The organism is Pseudomonas sp. TH49, from assembly GCF_016650625.1.
Lineage (GTDB): Bacteria > Pseudomonadota > Gammaproteobacteria > Pseudomonadales > Pseudomonadaceae > Aquipseudomonas > Aquipseudomonas fluorescens_H.
The window spans coordinates 2,378,949-2,398,259 of the sequence record NZ_JAEKFL010000002.1; the positions used below are offsets into that span (position 1 = coordinate 2,378,949).

Genomic DNA, 19,311 nt, shown 5'->3' on the forward strand with positions numbered 1-19,311 from the left:
CAGGGGAAATGCATCGGGTGCCCTACCCTTCGCAGGGATTCGCAGGCTTTTTGTGTCATTCATTGACCATCACAAAGCCCAGCCGTGGCTGCACTCAGCGGATCGCAGGAGTGCGGAAAAAAAGACCCATTTAGCCCGCAGGCGAGGTGGGGGGACGACTGCGCGCGCCATTATTGATCAAAGGCCTCCATTGTTAACGCCCCCATTAAAAAGAGATATTTACGTTCACAACCGCTTGTACTGCACAATAGTCAATTGAGTGCCGATTGCGTATGCTTCAGCGCGCCCGTGGTGGCAATTCGACCTCTTCGGAACTAGAGTCAGGGCGATGGCATGGAAGATTCCGGCCACCCGGATCATTTGAATTTTCTACGCGGGACGCGTAGCAATAGAGTGAGACTATCAATGAGTTCAAAACTCCCAACAAAGCTTCTAAAAGGACCTTTGGTGGATGTTGCTTTTGAGATTCGATTTGAAACTGATATTCCCTTATCGACCATATTGCCAGGGCATCTTTATAGTAAGTGGGGAGGTGGTTCTATCGAACGCATGCCACATGCGGAAATACCAGCGCAACTTAGGAATGAAGATCCAAATTTAAAGTACTTGCCTCTAATAAGACTAAAGATAGATAATTATGTAATCTCCATCAGTGACAAATCCGTCCAAGTTTCATGCCTATACCCTTACCTTGGATGGTCGTCTTTTGAGGAGCAGATATTAAAAACCTTAAACACGGTCAATTCTATAAACTTGGTTGGGCCGGTTATCCGTTATTCGCTAAAATACACTGACGTATTGCCAAGTGAACTAATGCAAAACACGGCTGATTATTTGAATGCCCGACTCTCTATCGGCGGCAGAGGAATCGACTTATCAAAAGTCAATCTCCAAACTGAGATATTGGAAAGCGGGGCGATAAATCTGTTACAAATAATTGGCAGAGTAGACGCTCAGATACTAGAAACTGGCGAGCCCCGATCCGGGCTACTGATTGATATCGATTCAATTCGCCAGATCGAGACTACATCTTTGACTGACTTTATCGCGTCCGCAAGCAAAGACTTAGCTTCACTGCACACTGTAAACAAAAAGATATTTTTTGATTGCCTGAGCGATAGAGGGCTCGCTGTGTTGGAGCCTTCTTATGATTAATACAAACAATCTTCATCGAGTTCCAGCTAGCACCAAAAGCACGAATGTGCGGATAATGCAAAGTATTACTACTTCCTCATCACCGGCATTGCTCTTTTGTAGCACACCGATGCCAGTGTCGTACGATTTTCCTCCAAGAAGCCCTGCTATTCGTGTGAGGGGATGGAAACCTCGCATAATCGCAACGAATAGCTCGGAGAATCTTCGTATCACCCCGACAACCTCCGCTTGCAACCGTGAGAAAACGGTACATACTCCTGACACATCAGCAGGGATGCTTGAAGGAGGAATCATGCACCGAGCACTGAGCACGTTAGCCAGCTTTAAGCAGCTGACGGATGGCTGGGCTGGCTATGAGTCCAGAAAACCAGATGAACGGTCAATATGCGAGGCGGAGGAATTTGCGTTGAGGATACTCACCGCCCCGTCAATAATTGAACCTATCATTAGCCCCGCAACCGATGGCGAGGTGAGCTTTTTCTGGGAAACTAGCCATATAACTTTGGACCTAGGGTTCTATGGAGATGGGTCTTTTTCGTTTTATGCAAAAACGGAGGACGGGGAAGAGTTTTTTGGCGACAACTACAGCATTGACGCTGAGTTACCATTAAAGGTTTTCCAACATCTTCAAAAAGCTTAAGGACAACAAAATAATGGAATATAAACTTGATCACCAACACCATCTTTTGCGACTCAATTTCGCCCCGCAGCATATAATTGATGGAAAGGTTATTCCTGCAGCCATTAGTACCGAAGACTTGCAGCATAGAGGCTACAGTCTTGATTCCGAAAATTTATTATCAATTGAGACTTTAACAGAAAGGGCAGAATCTCAATCAGCCAAAAATCCCGAGGAAAGAAAATCCCCTCATATTTCGCGTTTTCTTTGCGGTGAGGCGGCCTCGATAAAACACGATGACATTCAAGCTTTTAATATTTTTCACAGCCCAGTCTGCGAAGATAACGAAAAAAACATAAAGGCTAATTTCGCTCATGTCAGCTTACTATGCACCGACACAACCCAAGGGCGATCCTACTACAAGAAAGCTAAAAATCTGCTACTTCCCGTACTTCAAAATTTAATAGCACTCGAAGACTATATCCAACAAAAAAAGCAACTTACCAAAGCGCATGAGACCACTCAAGACCAATAGAATAATTATTTTCAATTATCTCCTAATAGCTCATAGTTTTTGAACTTAATTACTTCCTCGCCTATCCAATAATTCAACTGCATCATCCGCGTCTGAATCGGCTCCAGCTCATTGGCCGCGTAAATCTGCGCTGCCTCCCGAATCGATCCAAACCCGCCAGCGTTCTGCGGAACGATCCCCATCAACTGCGGCGGAATCCGCAGACTGGCCAATACGTCATCCCGCGTCTGATTCTTGATCGAGTTGAATTCATCCTTCGCCGCGACCTCGCTGACGGGGATCAGCTGGATCCCGTCCTTCTTGCCGGTCGGCGAGTAGACGAACAAATTCCGAAAATTGCCTGGCCCCTTCGATTCCTTCAGTGCCTTACGCAACGCATCAATATCCGCCTCCGTCTGCGCCGCATCTGTCATGTACAAGATGAACCCGGCATGGCTCCCGTTCTCGTAATATTTCCGCCGAAACAACGTCGCCGACTCATTCAACAACGCCGACTGCAAAGCGCTGATCCACTCCGGCAGCCCATAAATCTCCTGATGCAGATCCGCCTCCCGCAGGTGAAAAATACTGTCCGCTTCAAAGGCGTGTTCATCCTTCCACCCCCGCACCTGGTAAAACTGCCCTTCCGGCCCAACACGCATGTACTTGGCCAACGGTGTTTCCAATTTGCGTACCCCGCCCAACCGCGAGCGACGCCCCTCAAGGTAGCCATTGCCCAGGCACAGGAAGTCCAACGAAAACTGCTCAAACGAAGCCCGCGACAGCAGTGGATGCGGGATAAACGTCTTGCTCAACAAATTGCGCTTGAACATCAACCCGGAATGCAGATGCACACTCGCCCCCACCGACCGGGCCAGCCCGTCTAGCGACAGAGGCGGCTCATACCACCGCCCGTTAAACCAGCACTCCAGGTAATCGAAGACCTCACGGCCACCCAGCACCGGCGTCGGCTCACCGAAGGAAAACACCTGAGTTCCCGCGCCAGTGGCGGGTGTCGTCGCCGGCAACGTCTGGTTGGCCATTTGTTCAGTCATCAATAAATCTCCATACGCCCGGTGTTGGCAGTCGTCTGCCCCTCAAGCGGTTCGTGATGCAATGCGTGAAAGAGCGCCCAAGCCAGGTCGGCGTGGCCGGTGTTGTCGTTGCGGCCGGCGGTGTAGGTGTACTGGCGTCCGCCGGCGGTGACGGTCTTGCGGATCGCCATCAGCGACTGGGCCATGTCGGTCCAGCCGGCATCGAATTCGAGCCGGCCCTTGTGGATCACGTCGTAGGCCTTGAGTACCAGGCGGGTTTTGACTTCAGGCGAGTAGCTGAAGGTGGTCACCGCCGGGAAGAACTGGCGCACCAGCTGGGCCACACCGCTGCCCAGGCCGGTGACGTCGATCCCGATGTAGGTCACCCAGTAGCGATCGCAGACGCTCTTGATGAACGCGGCCTGCGCGGCGAAGTCCATGCCACGGAACTGGTGGCGTTCGAGGATGCGGAACTTGCCGCCCGGTACCAGCGGTGGCGCGACCACCACCATGCCGGAACAGTCGCCCGTCTCGGCCGGGTCGTAACCAATCCAGACCTGACGATCGCCGAACGGGCGTATGGCGAAGGGTTTGTAGTCCTCTGCCCATTCGACCCAGCTGTCCACCATGCACGACTGCAACAGGGTCAGCGGGAAGATGCTCGCGCCATCGTCGACGAACTCGCACATCAGCAGGTTGGCGAACGCCTCGGGACTGTATTCGCGGCGCAGCTCTTCAATGTCAAAGAGGTCGCAACCGCCCCGCTCCGCTTCAAGGATCGTGACGATCTGCCGCCACAATCGATCCTCGCAGAACCGCCCCTGCTGGAGCGTTCCGTGGGACACATCCACCTTCGTGTGCTGCGCAGCCGGCTTGCCCTTGTTGAAGCGCTCGCCCGTCCAGAAGGTGTACGCCTCGTGAGCCATGCTCGACGGCGTCGAGAAGTAGGTCTTGCGCCACTTCTTGTGCATCGCCATGCCCGAGGCGACCTTGTTCAGCTCCTCGAACTTGAACGTCCAGAAGAACTCATCGAAGTAGAAATTGCCGTGGTAGCCCTGAGGGCGCTGCTGTGATCGATGCCGCCCTCTCCCGTGTCACCGGTTTTCTGGACAAGACCATCGAGCGCTACAAGCGTGAAGCCGCTTACCCGGTGCCGGCGTTCCGCATCACCGTCGACGGCAACGACATTGCACAACTGATCAGCCCGCGCCTGATGAGCCTCGACCTCACCGACAATCGCGGCATCGAGGCCGATCAACTGAGCATCACCCTCAGCGACCACGACGGACTGCTCGCCATCCCGCCCAAGGGCGCGGTGGTTCGGTTGTGGTTGGGCTGGAGTGATACCGGACTGGTCGACAAAGGCACCTACACCGTCGATGAAACCGAACACTCCGGCTCCCCCGACGTACTGAGCATCCGCGCCCGCTCGGCCGACCTGCGCAAAGGTCTGAAGACCAAGCGCGAACGTAGCTGGAGCAACACCACACTTGGCGACGTGCTGGGTGACATCGCTCTGGGCAATGGCTTAACCGCGACCATCGCCGGCGCGCTCGACGGCTTGCCCATCCTGCAACTGGACCAGGCTAACGAATCCGACGCCAACCTGATCAGCCGCGTCGGCGAAGAGTTCGACGCCGTGGTCACCGTCAAAGCCGGTTGCCTGCTGTGCCTGCCCGCAGGCGGTAGCAAGACCGCCAGCGGCGCCGAGCTGCCCCACATAACGCTTACCCGCGCCGACGGCGACCAGCACCGCTACCTGCAAGCAGACCGCGACAGCTACGACGGTGTGCGCGCCTATTTTAACGATGTGAACAGCGCGAAGAAACAGGAGGCCATCGCCGGCGGCGGTGAGAACCTCAAGGATCTGCGCCACACCTACAGCGATCGACAGACTGCCCTGCGCGCCGCTCGGGCCGAGTTCAACCGCCTACAACGCGGCAGCGCGACGCTCAGCTATTCCCTGGCGATGGGCAGATCGGATCTGATACCTGAGCTGACCTATACGCTGGAAGGTGTGAAACCTGAGATCGACGAAATCATTTGGTATGGCGGGAACGTGCAGCACACGCTTAGTGCGGATAACGGATACACCGTCAGCCTGGAGCTGGAGAGCAAGCTGCCGGAGGACACTGTTGAGGATCTGGCGGAGGAGAACAAGGGAGACTTCACGGGAATCATCGCGCATTACCGCGACCAAAAAAGCGGGAAAGAAAAGACAGTAACCGCGGGGGATCAGAGTAAGCCACGACGATTGCGGTGGCTGTATGCCACGGAGAAAACGGCGAAACGGGCGGTTGATCGGGAATGGAACGAATGCAAGCAGAAAAAGTGTAAGCCCGGCATTAACCGGACTTACGCTTCAGGCGGTCATGAAAGATCTTTTTCTTTTTCTTTTTCTTTTTCCTTCTCTCGTTCCTTCAGCTTTTCCTGCTCTTTCTGCTGGAACTGATCCTGGCGATGCTGCTGCTTTGCCTTAAAAGCAGCGTCGGCAATATCTCTGAGGTTTTTGTTAGCAACACCCATCATCGCCAAGCCGACCATACAAATCGCAGCTTCACCAAAAAACCAGAGGTTGTGAAGGTTCAGAGGCTCAAAGAAGTACGGGCGAGCTGCAATACTCCAGATATTGCTCAGAATCGGAAACTGAGTTTCCCTGTAGATGGAGTTTAGAAAGCCCTTGAGGCGCTCCCATCCTTGGATATCGGCGTAGTCGTAAAGTGAAAGCACAACCGAGGCCAGGATGAATACAGAACTCACGATCACGATGATCAGTCCAGTACGCCACAACCGCTTTGCAGATTTTATTTCGTTATCAACGCTCACAGATCCTTCCTTTTCCATGTGTTCTGATTGTGGGGAATCCATTTTTAGAAGCATCCGCGCAGCGTGAGCACGCAGACAAACTCTTTGACAAATGCTTCGTCGGAACGCCCCTTACTGTCACTTTGTCGACTTCCGCTTCATTTTCTTAAACGAAAAGAGAATGGGGATTTCGGCAGAAGCTCCAGCGTAATGCCGGAGCGTCTTTGCACGGAGCCTTACTTCGATGACTGCACAAACGCCTCCATGATTCTCAGCACATCCTGTCGCTGCTGGTCATCCAGCTTCGCCAGAAGCTGCAAAAAGAGGTGCTCCAAAGGGGTAAGGTTTTCCATCATGCGTACTCCATTTCCTTGTAATGGGCGGGGCACTTTTCGCAGCACCTGAACCGCCCGGGAGTCACCCATTCTCAGCACGTTTTTCTGTGCCACAGCCCCACCAAATCATTTGGGGCTGGAGTAAATGGGTGTCGCCTCCCACATGGCTGCTTCCGGACCTATGCACCACGTTGGAAATGTAAGTAGCAGTTGCCTAAGCCTTACAGCACTGGCGTACGAGGTGGCAGCGTCATGTAGGCACCATTCTCACCCCATCCTTGCAAGTTTCCCTTTGCGTCGACCACGTAGTACTCGCCGAAGCTGTTTTCAGGCTCATCCAGACGCAGCCCACCATCAGGCAGTTTCTTCGCCTGATAGCTCTCTGTATTTTTCCCACCGTTAGGGAAAATTGAGTCGATAGCGTATTTGCCGTTTCGCTTGTACAGAACCATCACATGGCCAAGTGCACCATCCCGTAACCAACTGCCTACCTTGTCTGGGTAAGCCTTCAGGTCGAGAGTTTGCAGGCTCTGATAGTCCTGCGCGCTAAGGCCGATGAGGGAGCTTTTGTAGTCAGGATCAAAACTGGCATTAGCCCAGTACGCCTTGTCGTTTTGGCCTTCGATCCTAAAGCCGATGAATGTCGTCTTGGGCTTCGACTTCGTATCACCGCGAACGGCCTTGGCTACTTCAGACAGCTCCGCATCACTTACACGCTTGGGTAAGACGACTTCAACTTTACGAGGTCGTCCCTCTTGGAAATCGTCTTTAGTGATCGTGTAAGCCTTGGTCGCAACGCTCTGCGTTACCTTTTCGACAGGCTCGTCTTTGTTACCCCGAGAGCACATCGACACTGTCACAGCGATGATGATTACCAGAATGACAAACCCGCCGATCTTCTGGCCCAGGGTGACTCCCGGATCGGCAACGCCACAGCTGGGGCAAACCTTCGCTGAAATATCTACTTTGTGTTTGCAAGACTTACAGGGCTTCAAAGCCATTCGAACCGCTCCTTTCTATATCCATGAAAAAGCCGGCCATCGTGGCCGGCGTGTTGCGCCTACACCCCTGAGCAGTCATTGCCCAGGTCAGTCGTTCTCTTTTTTCCCATCAATGCTCGCGGCTTTTGCAAAAGCCGAAACCATACGAAGCAGCACCTCTCGATCCAAGTCTGTGACGCGCTGATAGAACTCAAGAAATTTTGCCGTGTCGGGACTGATGCTTTCGACCGTTGTGGGCTTGCGCTCACCGGTCACCACATACAACACGTCGACTCCCTTCTCAGCCACTGCGGCTAGATAGGTCGCATCGGGGCTACGTTCGCCCTTCTCGTAGTTGTATTGGCTGTTTTTTGAGGCACCAGCCTTCGCTGCGAAATCGGTTTGATTGAAGCCCAACCGTTCGCGTTCTTCTTTCAGGCGATCACCAATCCCCACAAATGTCTCCATAGCGATTTGATATTCCCACAATAATGGGAAATATTTCGCCTGTCATCACACGAAATCACACGAAACGAGACTATGCCGAACGGATACCCCACGGAGCAAGCGTGCCAAGGCGCCCGCGAGCGCCTCGCGCATCAAGGTCTATCTGCCAAGGATTGGGCCGATCAACACAACCTCACGCCTTCTACGGTGTATGCCGTGCTGAACGGACAGAAGAAATGTCTGCGGGGCGAGTCTCATCGCGCCGCTGTACTGCTCGGTATCAAAGACGGCGTGATTGAAAACTAAGCCCGTTGGCTCAGGGAGGAAACCAGAAGATGAAACGTCCAGTTCTAGCCAACAGGAAAGACGTAGTCAGTGCAGTGATCGGCGCCTATCAGGGAGGCCGCATCTACGCCGCTGCTGACTTGGGAATGCCACTCAAAAAGTTCGACAACCAGGCTTATGAAAACGCCGGCAGCCGACCGCTGAGCGACGACCACATTCATCGTCTCGAACAGGTCGCAGGAACGACGTTCCTGCCGGACTACATCGCAGCCAAATACGGCGGCATGTTTGTCCCGCTGACCGCGTCGGCGGATCTGGACAACGTCGAGTTGTACAGAGGCCCGTGGCAATTCGGTGCGGGTCTATTTCCGTTTCAATGGTGAGCTGTGCCGCGAACTGGTGCCCGGTGGCAACACACCGGCAAACCGGGAGCATGCAAAGCGTCTGGTGACAGTGATCGAATACGAGATACAGGCCGGTACCTTCGATTACCGCCGGCATTTTCCCGAGTCGACCAAGCTCGCCGAGAACAGCTTTGGGCATTACCTGAACCTGTGGCTGACGATCAAGAGCAACAGCGTGGCAGCGACCTCTTTCCGTGGGTACAAGAACAAGGCTGAGGTTCACGTGCGGCCGCGTTGGGGTGACATTCAGATCGACCAGATTGACCACCTGGACCTGCAAGAGTGGATTCAGGGGCCGCTGTCGAAGCGCCTGAAGAACAAGACCATCCGCGACATCATCAGCAATGTGCGCCAGGTGTTCAGGCTCTACCGCACACGGAAGAAGGTCGCGCACGATCCCACAGAGGGGCTGTTCGTACGCCTTCCCGATCCAGAAGCACCCGACCCATTCACTAGGGCGGAAATCAAGCAGATCCTGGAGACACCCACCAACGCACCCAGGAACTGCTGATGGTGCAATTCATGATTTGGGCAGGCCCACGGGTGTCGGAGACCATTGCGCTGGCCTGGGAGGATGTCGATCTGAAACAAGGGACGGTGACCTTCCGCCGATCCAAGGTGCGGGGGGCCTATCGCGTGACGAAAACCCGGCGCTCTACGCGTAAGGTGCGTCTGCTGGAACCCGCCTGGGATGCTCTTCGCAAACTGGACGCGATCAACCAACTCAAGACGGTGGACACGGTCGACGTCGTCGAGCGGGACAACAAGACAGTCCGCAAGCACAAGCTGCACTTCGTATTCCTCAACACCAAGAGCGGCCTGCCACACGTCAGCGACTTTGTCGTGAGGGACAGGTTCTTCAAAGCGCACTTGAAAGCGGCCGGCGTTCGGTATCGTGGGCCTGGCCAGTGTCGCCACACCTATGCCAGTCAGTTGCTGACTACCGGCGTGGCATCGGTCGACTGGATTGCGGAGCAGATGGGCCACACCAGCGCGAACATGATCCGTCAGCACTACGGTATGTGGATCAACGAGGACGGCCCGGACGTCATTGGGATACTGCAGCACGCCTTGAGTATTCAGCCACCAGATGGTGAAAAAACCCCGTAAAACCGGGTTCGAACACGGGCAATTCAGCAGTCCGTATTCCCATGGATGTCCCCATACAAACCATTTTGCCACCCTAAAAAACTTTAACGTTTTCAGGGTGGCTAGTAATTTAAAATTTGGCCTTGCAGGACATACCCGAGAAACTAAAATTGAGTTTTGTACTTGTCGGACGGAGTTAGGAAAATTATGATAGCCTCAGGCTACTATCCTCTTACAACCGAAAAGAATCAATAAACATGTTAGACGACATAACAACCACTATAAAAGCCCAACTATATGAGCGCGTAACAAGCCCACTCCTAGGATCATTTCTTATTTCATGGTGTTTGATAAACTACAAATTGATATTGATATTATTCTCATCTCTTACAGCACCAGAGAAGATAACCTATATCGAGTTCAATCTTTTCTCCTCAGTTCAAGACCACATGCTAAAAGGAGTCTTTTTTCCTCTTTTGGCAACCCTTGCAATAATTTTAGTTTACCCGTACCCAGCAGCCAAAATTTATGAAATATCTCGGACCAATAGAAAGAAATTAAAGGAAATCCAACAAAAGATTGATGATGAAACGCCGATCACCCGAGATGAAGCAAGAAAGATCAGAAAGGCCGCCGTCCAAATACAAATAGAATTTGAAGAGCAAACAAAAAGAAAAGACAGCGAAATTGAAATACTAAAATTATCAGTACATCAGCTGACGGAAGAATCGAATGCAATTATCCCTCGAGAAAAAGACCTGGCTGCGAAAATTCAAGAACTTGAAACCATGACTGCGCTTCAGCGTAGTGAAATTACACATCTAAACAACGAAAACGAAAAGTACAAAGAGTACTTAGACTCCAGCCTTGGCTATTACTCACAGAAAAACTATAGCTCCCCCAACAAAAACACACCTCACACCTCAGAAATTACAAACAACAGCGTCTCACACGAAAAACTCATAACAAAAATTAAAGAATACCTAAAAGACACAAGAATATTCCAACACCAAGATACAAAAATTAAAGCGATTAACAACCAGATACTCCTAGACTATCCGTACGGAGGTCAAATAGAAGCTTACAAACTTGGAGAAATGGATCCCGCGGACTTTGCAAAGTCCTTTGTGGAAATCACGGATACCGCGAAATCAATTTGGAGTAAACGTCCTTCATATAAGCTTTGAGCAATTACGTACCTTGACGGTTATAACAATACGTTCGACACGATCTGCGTAGGCTTGACGCTTCTAACAGGCGCAAGTCCATGGACACAATAGATATCGTCGACCTAGACAGAAAGACAGTCCGCAAGCACAGGCTCCACTCCGAAATCCTGAACACCATGAGCAGCCAGCCACACGTCAGCGGCTTAGTCGCGAGAGATAGGTGCCTCAAAAAACACCTGAGAGCTGCTTGCGTTCTTTATTTGTGATCCTAGCCAATGCTGCCACACCAACGCCAGACAGTTGCTTCCCACCGGAGCGGCCTCGCTTGACTGGACCGCAGAGCAGGCGGCCGCACCAGCGCGAACATGAGCTGATAGCACTAAAGCATTCGGATCGACGAAGACGGCACGGACATTAGCTACGTGCTTCAACACGCATTGGGCTTGCATCCACCGGGTGATAACGAAGCCCCGTAACGGCGTTAGAGCGTAAGCACTCCAGCAGCCTGTCCTCCCATGGATGTTCCCATATGGGCATTTTTTGCCCCTCTTAACACACCCCCCCCTGAAAACTCTAACGTTTTCAGTGGTTTAGTCGTTTTAAATTTGGCAGTGAAGGAGAGATTAGAACGCTATAAAAATTAAAGTTATGCCTTGTCATGACGACACACTTAAAAAACCTTGGTACAAAAAATGCTAATCACGCTACTACTATCCATATACGTAATAATGCCAATACTATTAGGCCGAGCCGCTCATAAAAAGGAAAACAGATGGGAGTACACCAATACATTCTGGCAAGGCCTTACAAAATACGATTACGCTGGATATGTATTATTTCTTGCATTGGTCAGTCAGACTGCGCACGTATTGCTCACATCAAAAAACAGCCTTTTAATTATAGCAATTCAGATTCCAGCACTCATATTAGCCATTTATCTCGACGAAAAAATTAGAACCTACGTTATAAAAAACGCAAAATTTATCGCATGGTTTGCGAGCGCCACCGGAATAACACTTAGTTACTTGGCGAGCATTTATGTTGACGGGACGATCACATCAATTACAGCAGTAAAAGCTGGAGACCTACCAACAGCACAAGCTCTACTTAAGATATGCGTCATTGTAATTCTTGCATTAATATCCACCAGTATCTTCTGCGCAATAATTCTAGCATACTACTTAATCAAGTCATTCTGTGATTCGCGCAGAGATAAATTGGCTTATATTCTTAACATGAAAAAAGTTGAGACATCAAATGGTTACCCATCAATATTCTCAACAAGCAGATTTATTTTCGACTTAACGATAATAACAAACCTAGTAACACTAGTCTTTTACTTCTCCCCTGTGTCTCAAGCCAAACCGCTACTTGAAGCCTTTAGAGATATATCAGCAGAATTCATTACCGCAACCTTCAACGTCCGTGGAGAGTCGTGCGGCATAAACCCTCAGGAAAATGTTAGAATCGCCATCCTGTCAGACAAGCTTTTCATTAGGGCAATAAAAAATGAAAAGAACAAATACCATTTTATCGTTGATGAATGCGTCAGAAATAAAAAACTTGTGCAAAACCTCAAAGATCAAAGTTCAGAAACAATAAGACCGACACTATAGAACAAGCTAAGAAAGAATAGAATTGAAGACTGGTGGGCGGCGCGGATGGGTTTCTGACTCTTATTGCTCAAGTTCGTGCATAAGCTCTGCCTTGCCCGAGCCTACCCTCTCGGTGAATAATCGAGCGACAGCGAAAACAACATCAGAAAAAAGCAAAAATTGGATAGGCTCTTAGGAGCTAAATCGTATTCCTGAGTGTATACAAAGCGGAGAACATCTCGTAGCAGCCATTCGCAAGCTGCCTCTCGCCTCCGCTCCTGTAGTTCGCTCACAGCGCTAGCCTCAAACGGAGCACCGATATTATTTAACTACCTGCCAAGGAGGTCATTTTACTAAATTGGATGCTGAGCAGATGGGCCACACCAGCACGAACATGATCTGACAGCATTACGGCATGTGGATAAGTGAGGACGACCCAGAGTCATCGGCATGACGCAACACGCCCTGGCTTGCAGCCACTTGGCGGTAACCAAGCCCCGTAACGGGGTTAGAACGCAGGCAATCCAGCAGCCAGTGTTCCCATAGATGTTCCCATATGAACCTTTTTTGACCCTCTAAAAACACAAAACCCCTGAAAACTTTAACGTTTTCAGGGGTTTAGTCGTTTCAAATTTGGCGGTGAAGGAGAGATTCGAACTCTCGATACAGTTTCCTGTATACACACTTTCCAGGCGTGCTCCTTAAGCCACTCGGACACTTCACCGTATCTCTTCAAACATGTTCTGTCTGTCGAGGCGCGCTAATGTAGTCGAAAGCTTTTCTGATGGCAAACTTTTTTTCAGAATTTTCATGCGGTTAAGAGAAAAAGTCGTTTCCGTCAGCAATCGGCCATGGCGATCCGGCCAATCTTCGGTGGGCGCGGCCCTTCTATATAGACGCAAAGGTGTCAGCCATGTGGTGCGCTGCGGCGCATCGGGCGGTCAAGGGTGACCAGCGAGTCAGTCACAGCGCTTTACCTGGCCTACGGCGGTGGGTAACGTCTGCCCATCTTTCTTACAAGGAATAGCGTCATGAGTGAGTTGATTGCCTACCACCTCGAAGACGGTATCGCGACCCTGACCTTGAACAACGGCAAGGTCAATGCCATTTCCCCGGACGTGATTGCAGCGTTCAACGCGGCGCTGGATCAGGCGGTGACTGATCGTGCCATTGTGATCATTACCGGTCAGCCGGGGATTCTGTCTGGCGGCTATGACTTGAAGGTGATGACCGCCGGCCCTAAAGAAGCCGTGGCACTGGTAACTGCTGGTTCGACCCTCGCCCGTCGCCTGCTCTCCCACCCGTTCCCGGTGATCGTGGCCTGCCCGGGCCATGCCGTTGCCAAGGGCGCATTCATTCTGTTGTCCGCCGACTACCGCATTGGTGTCGACGGCCCGTTCAGCATCGGTCTGAACGAAGTGCAGATCGGTATGACCATGCACCACGCCGGCATCGAACTGGCGCGTGATCGCCTACGCCGTTCGGCGTTCCACCGCTCGGTGATCAACGGCGAGATGTTTGATCCCAAGAGCGCAGTGGATGCCGGCTTCCTCGACAAGGTGGTGTCTGCCGAAGAGCTGCAAGGCGCTGCGCTGGCGGCGGCGCGTCAGTTGAAGAAAATCAACATGAACGCGCACAAGAACACCAAGCTCAAAGTGCGCAAGGCGCTGCTTGAAGCCCTCGACAACGCGATCATCCAGGATCAGGAGCACCTCGGCTGAGCCCACGCTTCCCGAGCCGAAGAAAAGCCCGACCGTCGTGTCGGGCTTTTTCTTGCGTGTTCGGTTGATCATCCGCCGACAGCTCTAGGACGCGTCTGACGATCAACTCGGAAACATGCGCTTAAACATCGCCTATCTCCGGACTCTATAGCAGCAATTGCCGAAAACAGTGCACATCCGTACACTGCGCCACCTTTTGTCCAGGCAGGCCCTGAAAATGCTGTTTTTGTTGCGTATGTTGTTGATGGGCTTGCACTTTGTCCTGGCCGGTGTGCTGGGAGTGATCCTTGGTCTGTGCCGTCCCTTCAACCCGGACAACAGTCGTCTCTGCGCCCGCCTCTACGCGCTTCCAGCCATGTGCATTTTGCGCTTGCGGGTAAAGGCCGACGTCGGCCCATTGATGAACAAGCCCGACAGCTGCGTGATCGTCGCCAATCATCAGTCCAACTACGACCTGTTCGTGTTCGGCAACGTGGTACCGCGCCGGACCGTGTGCATCGGCAAGAAAAGCCTGAAATGGGTGCCGCTGTTCGGGCAACTGTTTTGGCTCGCGGGCAACGTGTTGATCGATCGTGGGAACGCGCAAAAGGCACGCAAGTCGATGCTTACCACGACCCACACCCTGCAACACGAGGACACCTCGATCTGGGTATTCCCGGAAGGCACGCGCAACCTTGGTGAAGAACTGCTGCCGTTCAAAAAAGGCGCGTTCCAGATGGCAATCGCCGCCGGAGTGCCGATCGTGCCGGTGTGCGTCAGCAGCTACATCAAGCACATGCGCCTGAACAGCTGGCGCAGCGGGAAAATCCTCATACGCTCGCTGCCGGCGATTCCTACAGCAGGACTGACCATGGATGACATGCCCATGCTCATGTCCCAGTGCCGCGAACAGATGCGCGAATGTATCGCCGCGATGGATCAGCAGCTGCAAGCTGCGTGAAAAACAAACCCGCCTTGTGCGGGTTTTCTTTTGCCGGGTGAACTGTGCAGATTTCACTGACTCTCAAGCAGCACACGGCTAAGCTGACGCCGTTGAATTCCCCGCCATCTGCCAAGAAGAAGTGAATCACTACCATGGGTCGAGTTGTTGCTGCTGCGGTATACAGCGAGGGTAAGAAAGTCTCCAATATCGCTCTCGATGAAGGCGCCGCGTGGGCCGCCAAGCCCGGCCATTTCGTCTGGATTGGCCTTGAGGAGCCGGACGCTCAGGAGTTGGCCAACCTGCAACGCCAGTTCAACCTGCACGAACTGGCCATCGAAGATGCGTTGGAAAAACACAGCCGGCCGAAACTGGAAACCTTTGGCGATGCGCTGTTCATCGTCACCTATTCGCCGATCCGTGAGAACGGCGTGCTGCAGTTCATCGAGACCCACATCTTCGCCGGCAAGGGTTACATCATCACCGCCCGCAACGGTCACTCGGCGTCCTACGCCCATGTCCGCCAACGCTGTGAGGCGCGTCCGTTGCTGCTGGAGCATGGGGAAGATTTCGTACTGTATGCGCTGCTTGATTTCGTGATCGAGAACTACCAGCCGGTGGGGGAAGCGATCCACGCCGAGATCGATGAGCTCGAGCGCAACGTGCTCTGTAGCGCGTTGAATGAGCGTGACATTCAGAAACTCCATGGCTTGCGCCGCGATGTCGTGCGTCTGCGCCGGTATGCGGCACCAATGGTCGAAATCGGTGAAGAACTGCAGAAGCTGAGTTTCCCGTTCATCGACAAGAACATGCGCCCGTACTTCCGCGATGTGCAGATTCACGTCACGCGGCAGATGGAAGACTTGACCACGCTGGCGGACATTGCCAGCCAGACCATCGAGATCGGCGTGCTGCTTGAGGCCTCGCGGCAGAGCGTGGTGCAGCGCAAGTTTGCCGCGTGGGCGGCGATTCTGGCGTTCCCGACGGCGGTGGCGGGGATTTACGGGATGAACTTCCAGAACATGCCGGAGCTGAGCTGGCACTACGGCTATTTCGCCGTGCTGGGGTTTATCACGGTGGGGTGTGTAAGTTTGTGGGCGAGTTTCAAGAAGTCGGGATGGTTGTAGTCCTGTGGCGAGGGAGCTTGCTCCCGCTGGGGTGCGAAGCGCGCCCATACAGACATCAAGTTGCCGTAAATTACGGCTGCTGCGCATCCGAGCGGGAGCAAGCTCCCTCGCCACATAGGTAAATGTCAGGTCTTAAATCGCTTCGGCCTCTGGCTTGTGCGCCACAAACCGCATCATCCACTCCGCTACCGTGGTGCCATGGTGCTCCTGCTCCAGGCTGGCCACACCTTTCGAGTAGATCTGCGAACCCAACGCGTCCTGACGCAGGTCCAGCAGCGCCCGCGAATAGTCGTGAATGAATTCCGGGTGGCCCTGGAAGCACAGCACCTGATCGTTGATGTGATACGCAGCAAACGGACAGAAATCGCTGGAGGCGATCACCGTGGCGTTTTCCGGCAGCGCCGTCACTTGATCCTGGTGACTGATCAGCAGCGTCAGCTCTTCACGCACCGGGCTCATCCACGGCGCCTTCGCCGCCAGTTTGTAGTTGTGGGTGCCGACGCCCCAGCCCTGAGTGGCACGCTCGCTCTTGCCACCCAGCAGCAGCGCCAGTAATTGATGGCCGAAGCACACGCCGAGCAGTTTGTCGCCACGCTCGTAGCGGGTCAGCAGGTATTGCTTGAGGGTCTGGATCCACGGGTCGGTGCCGAACGAATCGGCCTTGCTGCCGGTAACCAGGTACGCATCGAAGGTCTGATCGTCGCTGGGGTATTCGCCCTGCATCACGTTGTACACGGTGAACTCGGCAGCAATCGGTTGCTGCGAGAACAGGCGCTGAAACATCTGCCCGTAACCCTGATATTGATCGACCAGTTCCGGACGCAGGATGTCGGTTTCCAGAATGCAGATGCGTAGCGACATAAAAAATACCTGACACGTGATGGGAATAATGAACACCCCAGAGCCTGCCTTGAAACACCCCGGCAAGGCAAGCCCCGCAGCGTTCACCCAATCACTTAAAACAGCGCGCCTTTCGCGGCTTTTTCCAACAGCAGCGCCGGTGGTGCAAAGCGCTCGCCGTACTGCTCGGCCAGATACTGCGCGCGCGCGACGAAGTCCTGCACCCCGTACTGATTGATGAACTGCAACGCACCGCCGGTCCAAGGCGCAAAACCGATGCCGAAGATCGAGCCGACGTTGGCATCCGCCGTCGAGGTCAGCACGCCCTCCTCTACACAGCGCACGGTTTCGAGGGCCTGCACGAACAGCAGACGATCACGCACATCCTTGGGTGAAATCTGCCCGTCGGCCTTCTCGAAGCGCGTCTTCAACTCCGGCCACAGATGCTTCTGACCACCCGCCGGGTAATCGTAGAATCCACCGCCGGCGGCTTTGCCCGGACGCTTGTATTCGTTGAGCAGCAAGTCAATCACGGCGAAGGCCGGGTGTTCTATCAGCGGTTTCCCTTCCGCTTGCAGGTCTTTGGCCGTTTGTTGACGGATATGGCTCATCAGGCTGAGGGAAACTTCGTCGGAGATCGCCAGAGGCCCGACCGGCATCCCGGCCTTGCGCGCTTCGGTCTCGATCATCGGCGCGCTCACGCCCTCGCCGAGCATGGCGATGCCTTCATTGGTGAAGGTGCCGAACACCCGCGAGGTAAAGAAGCCACGACTGTCGTTGACCACGATCGGGGTTTTCTTGATCTGCAGAACGAAGTCGAAACCCCGAGCCAGGGTTTCAGCGCTGGTCTGCGCGCCTTTGATGATTTCCACCAGCGGCATTTTGTCCACCGGACTGAAGAAATGCAGGCCGATGAATTTGCTCTGATCGGGTACTGCGGTCGCCAGTCCAGTGATCGGCAAGGTTGAAGTGTTGGAGGCAATCACTGCATCAGAACCCACTATTTTTTGCGCTGCCGACGAGACCGTCGCCTTGAGTTCACGATCCTCGAACACCGCTTCGATGATCAGGTCGCAACCCGCCAGATCGGCATCGCTTTCGCTGGTCTGAATCCGCGCCAGCACCGCCTCGCGTTTTTCAGCCGTCATCTGCCCACGGGCGACTTTCTTGTCGAGCAGCGCCGCCGAATGAGCCTTGCCCTTATCGGCCGCCGCCAGATTGATGTCCTTGAGCACTACGTCGATGCCGGCCGAGGCGCTGACGAAAGCGATCCCGGCACCCATCATGCCCGCACCGAGCACGCCGACCTTGCGCGTGACGTAAGGCGCGAATCCTTGAGGACGCGAGCCACCGGCGTTGATCTCATTGAGCTGGAACCAGAAGGTGCCGATCAGGTTTTTCGAGATCTGCCCGGTGGTCAGTTCGGTGAAGTAACGGGTTTCGATCAGGTGTGCGGTGTCGAAATCGACCTGCGCGCCCTCCACCGCCGCGCAGAGGATTTTCTCCGGAGCCGGCAACGTGCCCTGGGTTTTACTGCGCAGGATCGACGGCGCAATCGCCAGCATTTGCGCGACTTTCGGATTCGACGGTGTGCCGCCGGGGATCTGATAGCCCTTCACGTCCCAACGCTGCACCGCGCTCGGGTTGGCAACAATCCACGCGCGAGCCTTGGCCAGCAACTCGTCACGATCCGCCGCCAGCTCATCAATCAAACCGGCCTGCAACGCTTGTTGCGGGCGCACCTTCTTGCCTTCGAGCAGGTACGGCAGTGCCTTTTCGATGCCGAGCATGCGCACCATGCGCACCACCCCGCCACCACCCGGCAACAGGCCCAGCGTCACTTCAGGCAGACCGAGTTGCACCGCCGCATCGTCCAGCGCCACCCGGTGATGGCAGGCCAGACAGATTTCCCAGCCACCGCCAAGCGCCGCGCCGTTGATCGCCGCAACCACCGGTTTGCCGAGGGTTTCCAAAGTGCGCAATTGCGCTTTGAGGCTCAGCACCATGTCATAGAAGGCTTTGGCTTCGGGTTTGCCGACCTTGATCAGCTCATTGAGGTCGCCGCCGGCAAAGAAGGTTTTCTTCGCCGAGGTGATGATCACCCCGGCGATGCTGTCTTTTTCCGCCACCAGCCGCGCAACGCAAGCGCCCATGGCCTCGCGGTACACGGCGTTCATGGTGTTGGCGCTCTGGCCCGGCATGTCGATGGTGAGGACGACAATGCCGTCCTGGCCTTTTTCGTAACGAATGGCTTCGCTCATAACAAGGTTCCT

Annotated in this window: 16 protein-coding genes, 1 tRNA gene and 3 pseudogenes; 12 read left to right on the plus strand and 8 right to left on the minus strand. The window is 53.7% G+C overall.

The window, feature by feature from the left end; translation table 11 throughout:
• Positions 1 to 405: 405 nt before the first annotated feature.
• The 3 genes from JFU48_RS27715 to JFU48_RS27725 all read left to right on the plus strand — a co-directional run bounded on the left by JFU48_RS27715 (position 406) and on the right by JFU48_RS27725 (position 2,309).
• Positions 406 to 1,155, plus strand: coding sequence for a TIGR04255 family protein (locus tag JFU48_RS27715; protein ID WP_201138295.1), 750 nt, complete (start codon positions 406 to 408; stop codon positions 1,153 to 1,155).
• Between the two features lie 292 nt (positions 1,156 to 1,447).
• Positions 1,448 to 1,795, plus strand: a complete 348-nt coding sequence (locus JFU48_RS27720; RefSeq protein WP_201138296.1) for a hypothetical protein — start codon at positions 1,448 to 1,450, stop codon at positions 1,793 to 1,795.
• Between the two features lie 13 nt (positions 1,796 to 1,808).
• Positions 1,809 to 2,309: a hypothetical protein gene (locus tag JFU48_RS27725; RefSeq protein WP_201138297.1), complete on the plus strand. Its 501-nt coding sequence runs from the start codon at positions 1,809 to 1,811 to the stop codon at positions 2,307 to 2,309.
• Between the two features lie 11 nt (positions 2,310 to 2,320).
• On the opposite strand, the gene JFU48_RS27730 is transcribed toward JFU48_RS27725, so the two are convergent.
• Both JFU48_RS27730 and JFU48_RS27735 read right to left on the minus strand, forming a co-directional pair.
• Entirely contained in the window at positions 2,321 to 3,331 is a 1,011-nt protein-coding gene (locus JFU48_RS27730) for a phage portal protein (protein WP_201138547.1), read from the minus strand.
• 11 nt (positions 3,332 to 3,342) lie between these two features.
• Positions 3,343 to 4,380: pseudogene (locus JFU48_RS27735) on the minus strand (phage terminase large subunit family protein); the annotation flags it as partial.
• A gap of 11 nt (positions 4,381 to 4,391) precedes the next feature.
• On the opposite strand from JFU48_RS27735, the gene JFU48_RS27740 reads away from it, so the two are divergent.
• Positions 4,392 to 5,774 (plus strand): phage late control D family protein, encoded by a 1,383-nt coding sequence (locus JFU48_RS27740; RefSeq protein WP_342216067.1) that lies wholly within the window; start codon positions 4,392 to 4,394, stop codon positions 5,772 to 5,774.
• On the opposite strand, the gene JFU48_RS27745 is transcribed toward JFU48_RS27740, so the two are convergent.
• The 3 genes from JFU48_RS27745 to JFU48_RS27755 form a co-directional block, all read right to left on the minus strand.
• Positions 5,693 to 6,148 (minus strand): hypothetical protein, encoded by a 456-nt coding sequence (locus JFU48_RS27745; RefSeq protein ID WP_201138298.1) that lies wholly within the window; start codon positions 6,146 to 6,148, stop codon positions 5,693 to 5,695. The two genes, JFU48_RS27740 and JFU48_RS27745, sit on opposite strands and share 82 nt — an antisense overlap.
• 535 nt (positions 6,149 to 6,683) lie before the next feature.
• Positions 6,684 to 7,463 (minus strand): zinc ribbon domain-containing protein, encoded by a 780-nt coding sequence (locus tag JFU48_RS27750; protein WP_201138299.1) that lies wholly within the window; start codon positions 7,461 to 7,463, stop codon positions 6,684 to 6,686.
• Positions 7,464 to 7,550: 87 nt separating this feature from the next.
• On the minus strand, positions 7,551 to 7,898 hold the full coding sequence (locus JFU48_RS27755; protein ID WP_201138300.1) for a helix-turn-helix domain-containing protein: 348 nt from the start codon (positions 7,896 to 7,898) through the stop codon (positions 7,551 to 7,553).
• An 84-nt stretch (positions 7,899 to 7,982) separates the two neighbouring features.
• Between JFU48_RS27755 and JFU48_RS27760 the strand changes: the two genes are divergently transcribed.
• The 5 genes and pseudogenes from JFU48_RS27760 to JFU48_RS27780 all read left to right on the plus strand — a co-directional run bounded on the left by JFU48_RS27760 (position 7,983) and on the right by JFU48_RS27780 (position 12,452).
• Positions 7,983 to 8,195: a DNA-binding protein gene (locus JFU48_RS27760; protein WP_150694802.1), complete on the plus strand. Its 213-nt coding sequence runs from the start codon at positions 7,983 to 7,985 to the stop codon at positions 8,193 to 8,195.
• A gap of 29 nt (positions 8,196 to 8,224) precedes the next feature.
• Positions 8,225 to 8,509, plus strand: a pseudogene (locus JFU48_RS27765) (YmfL family putative regulatory protein); the annotation flags it as partial.
• Positions 8,487 to 9,688 (plus strand): annotated as a pseudogene (locus tag JFU48_RS27770) (Arm DNA-binding domain-containing protein). The pseudogenes JFU48_RS27765 and JFU48_RS27770, both read left to right, overlap by 23 nt.
• Positions 9,689 to 9,924: 236 nt before the next feature.
• Complete coding sequence (locus JFU48_RS27775) at positions 9,925 to 10,854, plus strand: hypothetical protein (RefSeq protein WP_201138301.1); 930 nt, start codon at positions 9,925 to 9,927, stop codon at positions 10,852 to 10,854.
• 674 nt (positions 10,855 to 11,528) lie between these two features.
• Positions 11,529 to 12,452 (plus strand): hypothetical protein, encoded by a 924-nt coding sequence (locus tag JFU48_RS27780; protein WP_201138302.1) that lies wholly within the window; start codon positions 11,529 to 11,531, stop codon positions 12,450 to 12,452.
• 613 nt (positions 12,453 to 13,065) lie between these two features.
• Here the strand turns inward: JFU48_RS27780 and JFU48_RS27785 are convergent.
• Positions 13,066 to 13,155: transfer RNA gene (locus tag JFU48_RS27785), tRNA-Ser, on the minus strand.
• A gap of 307 nt (positions 13,156 to 13,462) precedes the next feature.
• Between JFU48_RS27785 and JFU48_RS27790 the strand changes: the two genes are divergently transcribed.
• The 3 genes from JFU48_RS27790 (at position 13,463) to JFU48_RS27800 (ending at position 16,198) form a co-directional block, all read left to right on the plus strand.
• Complete coding sequence (locus tag JFU48_RS27790; protein WP_103521258.1) at positions 13,463 to 14,152, plus strand: crotonase/enoyl-CoA hydratase family protein; 690 nt, start codon at positions 13,463 to 13,465, stop codon at positions 14,150 to 14,152.
• 217 nt (positions 14,153 to 14,369) lie between these two features.
• Positions 14,370 to 15,092 carry a lysophospholipid acyltransferase family protein gene (locus JFU48_RS27795; protein WP_201138303.1) on the plus strand — a complete coding sequence of 241 codons (723 nt, stop codon included), beginning with the start codon at positions 14,370 to 14,372 and terminating at the stop codon, positions 15,090 to 15,092.
• A 134-nt stretch (positions 15,093 to 15,226) separates the two neighbouring features.
• The gene (locus JFU48_RS27800; protein WP_003223238.1) at positions 15,227 to 16,198 is read left to right on the plus strand and encodes a magnesium and cobalt transport protein CorA; all 972 of its coding nucleotides are present in this window, start codon (positions 15,227 to 15,229) and stop codon (positions 16,196 to 16,198) included.
• Between the two features lie 132 nt (positions 16,199 to 16,330).
• Here the strand turns inward: JFU48_RS27800 and JFU48_RS27805 are convergent, their stop codons facing one another.
• Together JFU48_RS27805 and JFU48_RS27810 are read right to left on the minus strand one after the other, a co-directional pair.
• The gene (locus tag JFU48_RS27805; RefSeq protein ID WP_201138304.1) at positions 16,331 to 17,059 is read right to left on the minus strand and encodes an amidotransferase; all 729 of its coding nucleotides are present in this window, start codon (positions 17,057 to 17,059) and stop codon (positions 16,331 to 16,333) included.
• Positions 17,060 to 17,154: 95 nt separating this feature from the next.
• Complete coding sequence (locus JFU48_RS27810) at positions 17,155 to 19,299, minus strand: 3-hydroxyacyl-CoA dehydrogenase NAD-binding domain-containing protein (RefSeq protein ID WP_201138305.1); 2,145 nt, start codon at positions 19,297 to 19,299, stop codon at positions 17,155 to 17,157.
• Between the last annotated feature and the right edge of the window lie 12 nt (positions 19,300 to 19,311).

What these genes read in the sequence shown, in the direction of transcription:
- JFU48_RS27720 (WP_201138296.1), top strand. Translation starts at nt 1,448, where the DNA reads ATGCACCGAGCACTGAGCACGTTAGCCAGCTTTAAGCAGCTGACGGAT.
- JFU48_RS27725 (WP_201138297.1), top strand. Translation starts at nt 1,809, where the DNA reads ATGGAATATAAACTTGATCACCAACACCATCTTTTGCGACTCAATTTC.
- JFU48_RS27810 (WP_201138305.1), bottom strand. Translation starts at nt 19,299, where the DNA reads ATGAGCGAAGCCATTCGTTACGAAAAAGGCCAGGACGGCATTGTCGTC.
- JFU48_RS27730 (WP_201138547.1), bottom strand. Translation starts at nt 3,331, where the DNA reads ATGGCCAACCAGACGTTGCCGGCGACGACACCCGCCACTGGCGCGGGA.
- JFU48_RS27805 (WP_201138304.1), bottom strand. Translation starts at nt 17,059, where the DNA reads ATGTCGCTACGCATCTGCATTCTGGAAACCGACATCCTGCGTCCGGAA.
- JFU48_RS27775 (WP_201138301.1), top strand. Translation starts at nt 9,925, where the DNA reads ATGTTAGACGACATAACAACCACTATAAAAGCCCAACTATATGAGCGC.
- JFU48_RS27800 (WP_003223238.1), top strand. Translation starts at nt 15,227, where the DNA reads ATGGGTCGAGTTGTTGCTGCTGCGGTATACAGCGAGGGTAAGAAAGTC.
- JFU48_RS27760 (WP_150694802.1), top strand. Translation starts at nt 7,983, where the DNA reads ATGCCGAACGGATACCCCACGGAGCAAGCGTGCCAAGGCGCCCGCGAG.
- JFU48_RS27790 (WP_103521258.1), top strand. Translation starts at nt 13,463, where the DNA reads ATGAGTGAGTTGATTGCCTACCACCTCGAAGACGGTATCGCGACCCTG.
- JFU48_RS27715 (WP_201138295.1), top strand. Translation starts at nt 406, where the DNA reads ATGAGTTCAAAACTCCCAACAAAGCTTCTAAAAGGACCTTTGGTGGAT.
- JFU48_RS27795 (WP_201138303.1), top strand. Translation starts at nt 14,370, where the DNA reads ATGCTGTTTTTGTTGCGTATGTTGTTGATGGGCTTGCACTTTGTCCTG.
- JFU48_RS27780 (WP_201138302.1), top strand. Translation starts at nt 11,529, where the DNA reads ATGCTAATCACGCTACTACTATCCATATACGTAATAATGCCAATACTA.
- JFU48_RS27750 (WP_201138299.1), bottom strand. Translation starts at nt 7,463, where the DNA reads ATGGCTTTGAAGCCCTGTAAGTCTTGCAAACACAAAGTAGATATTTCA.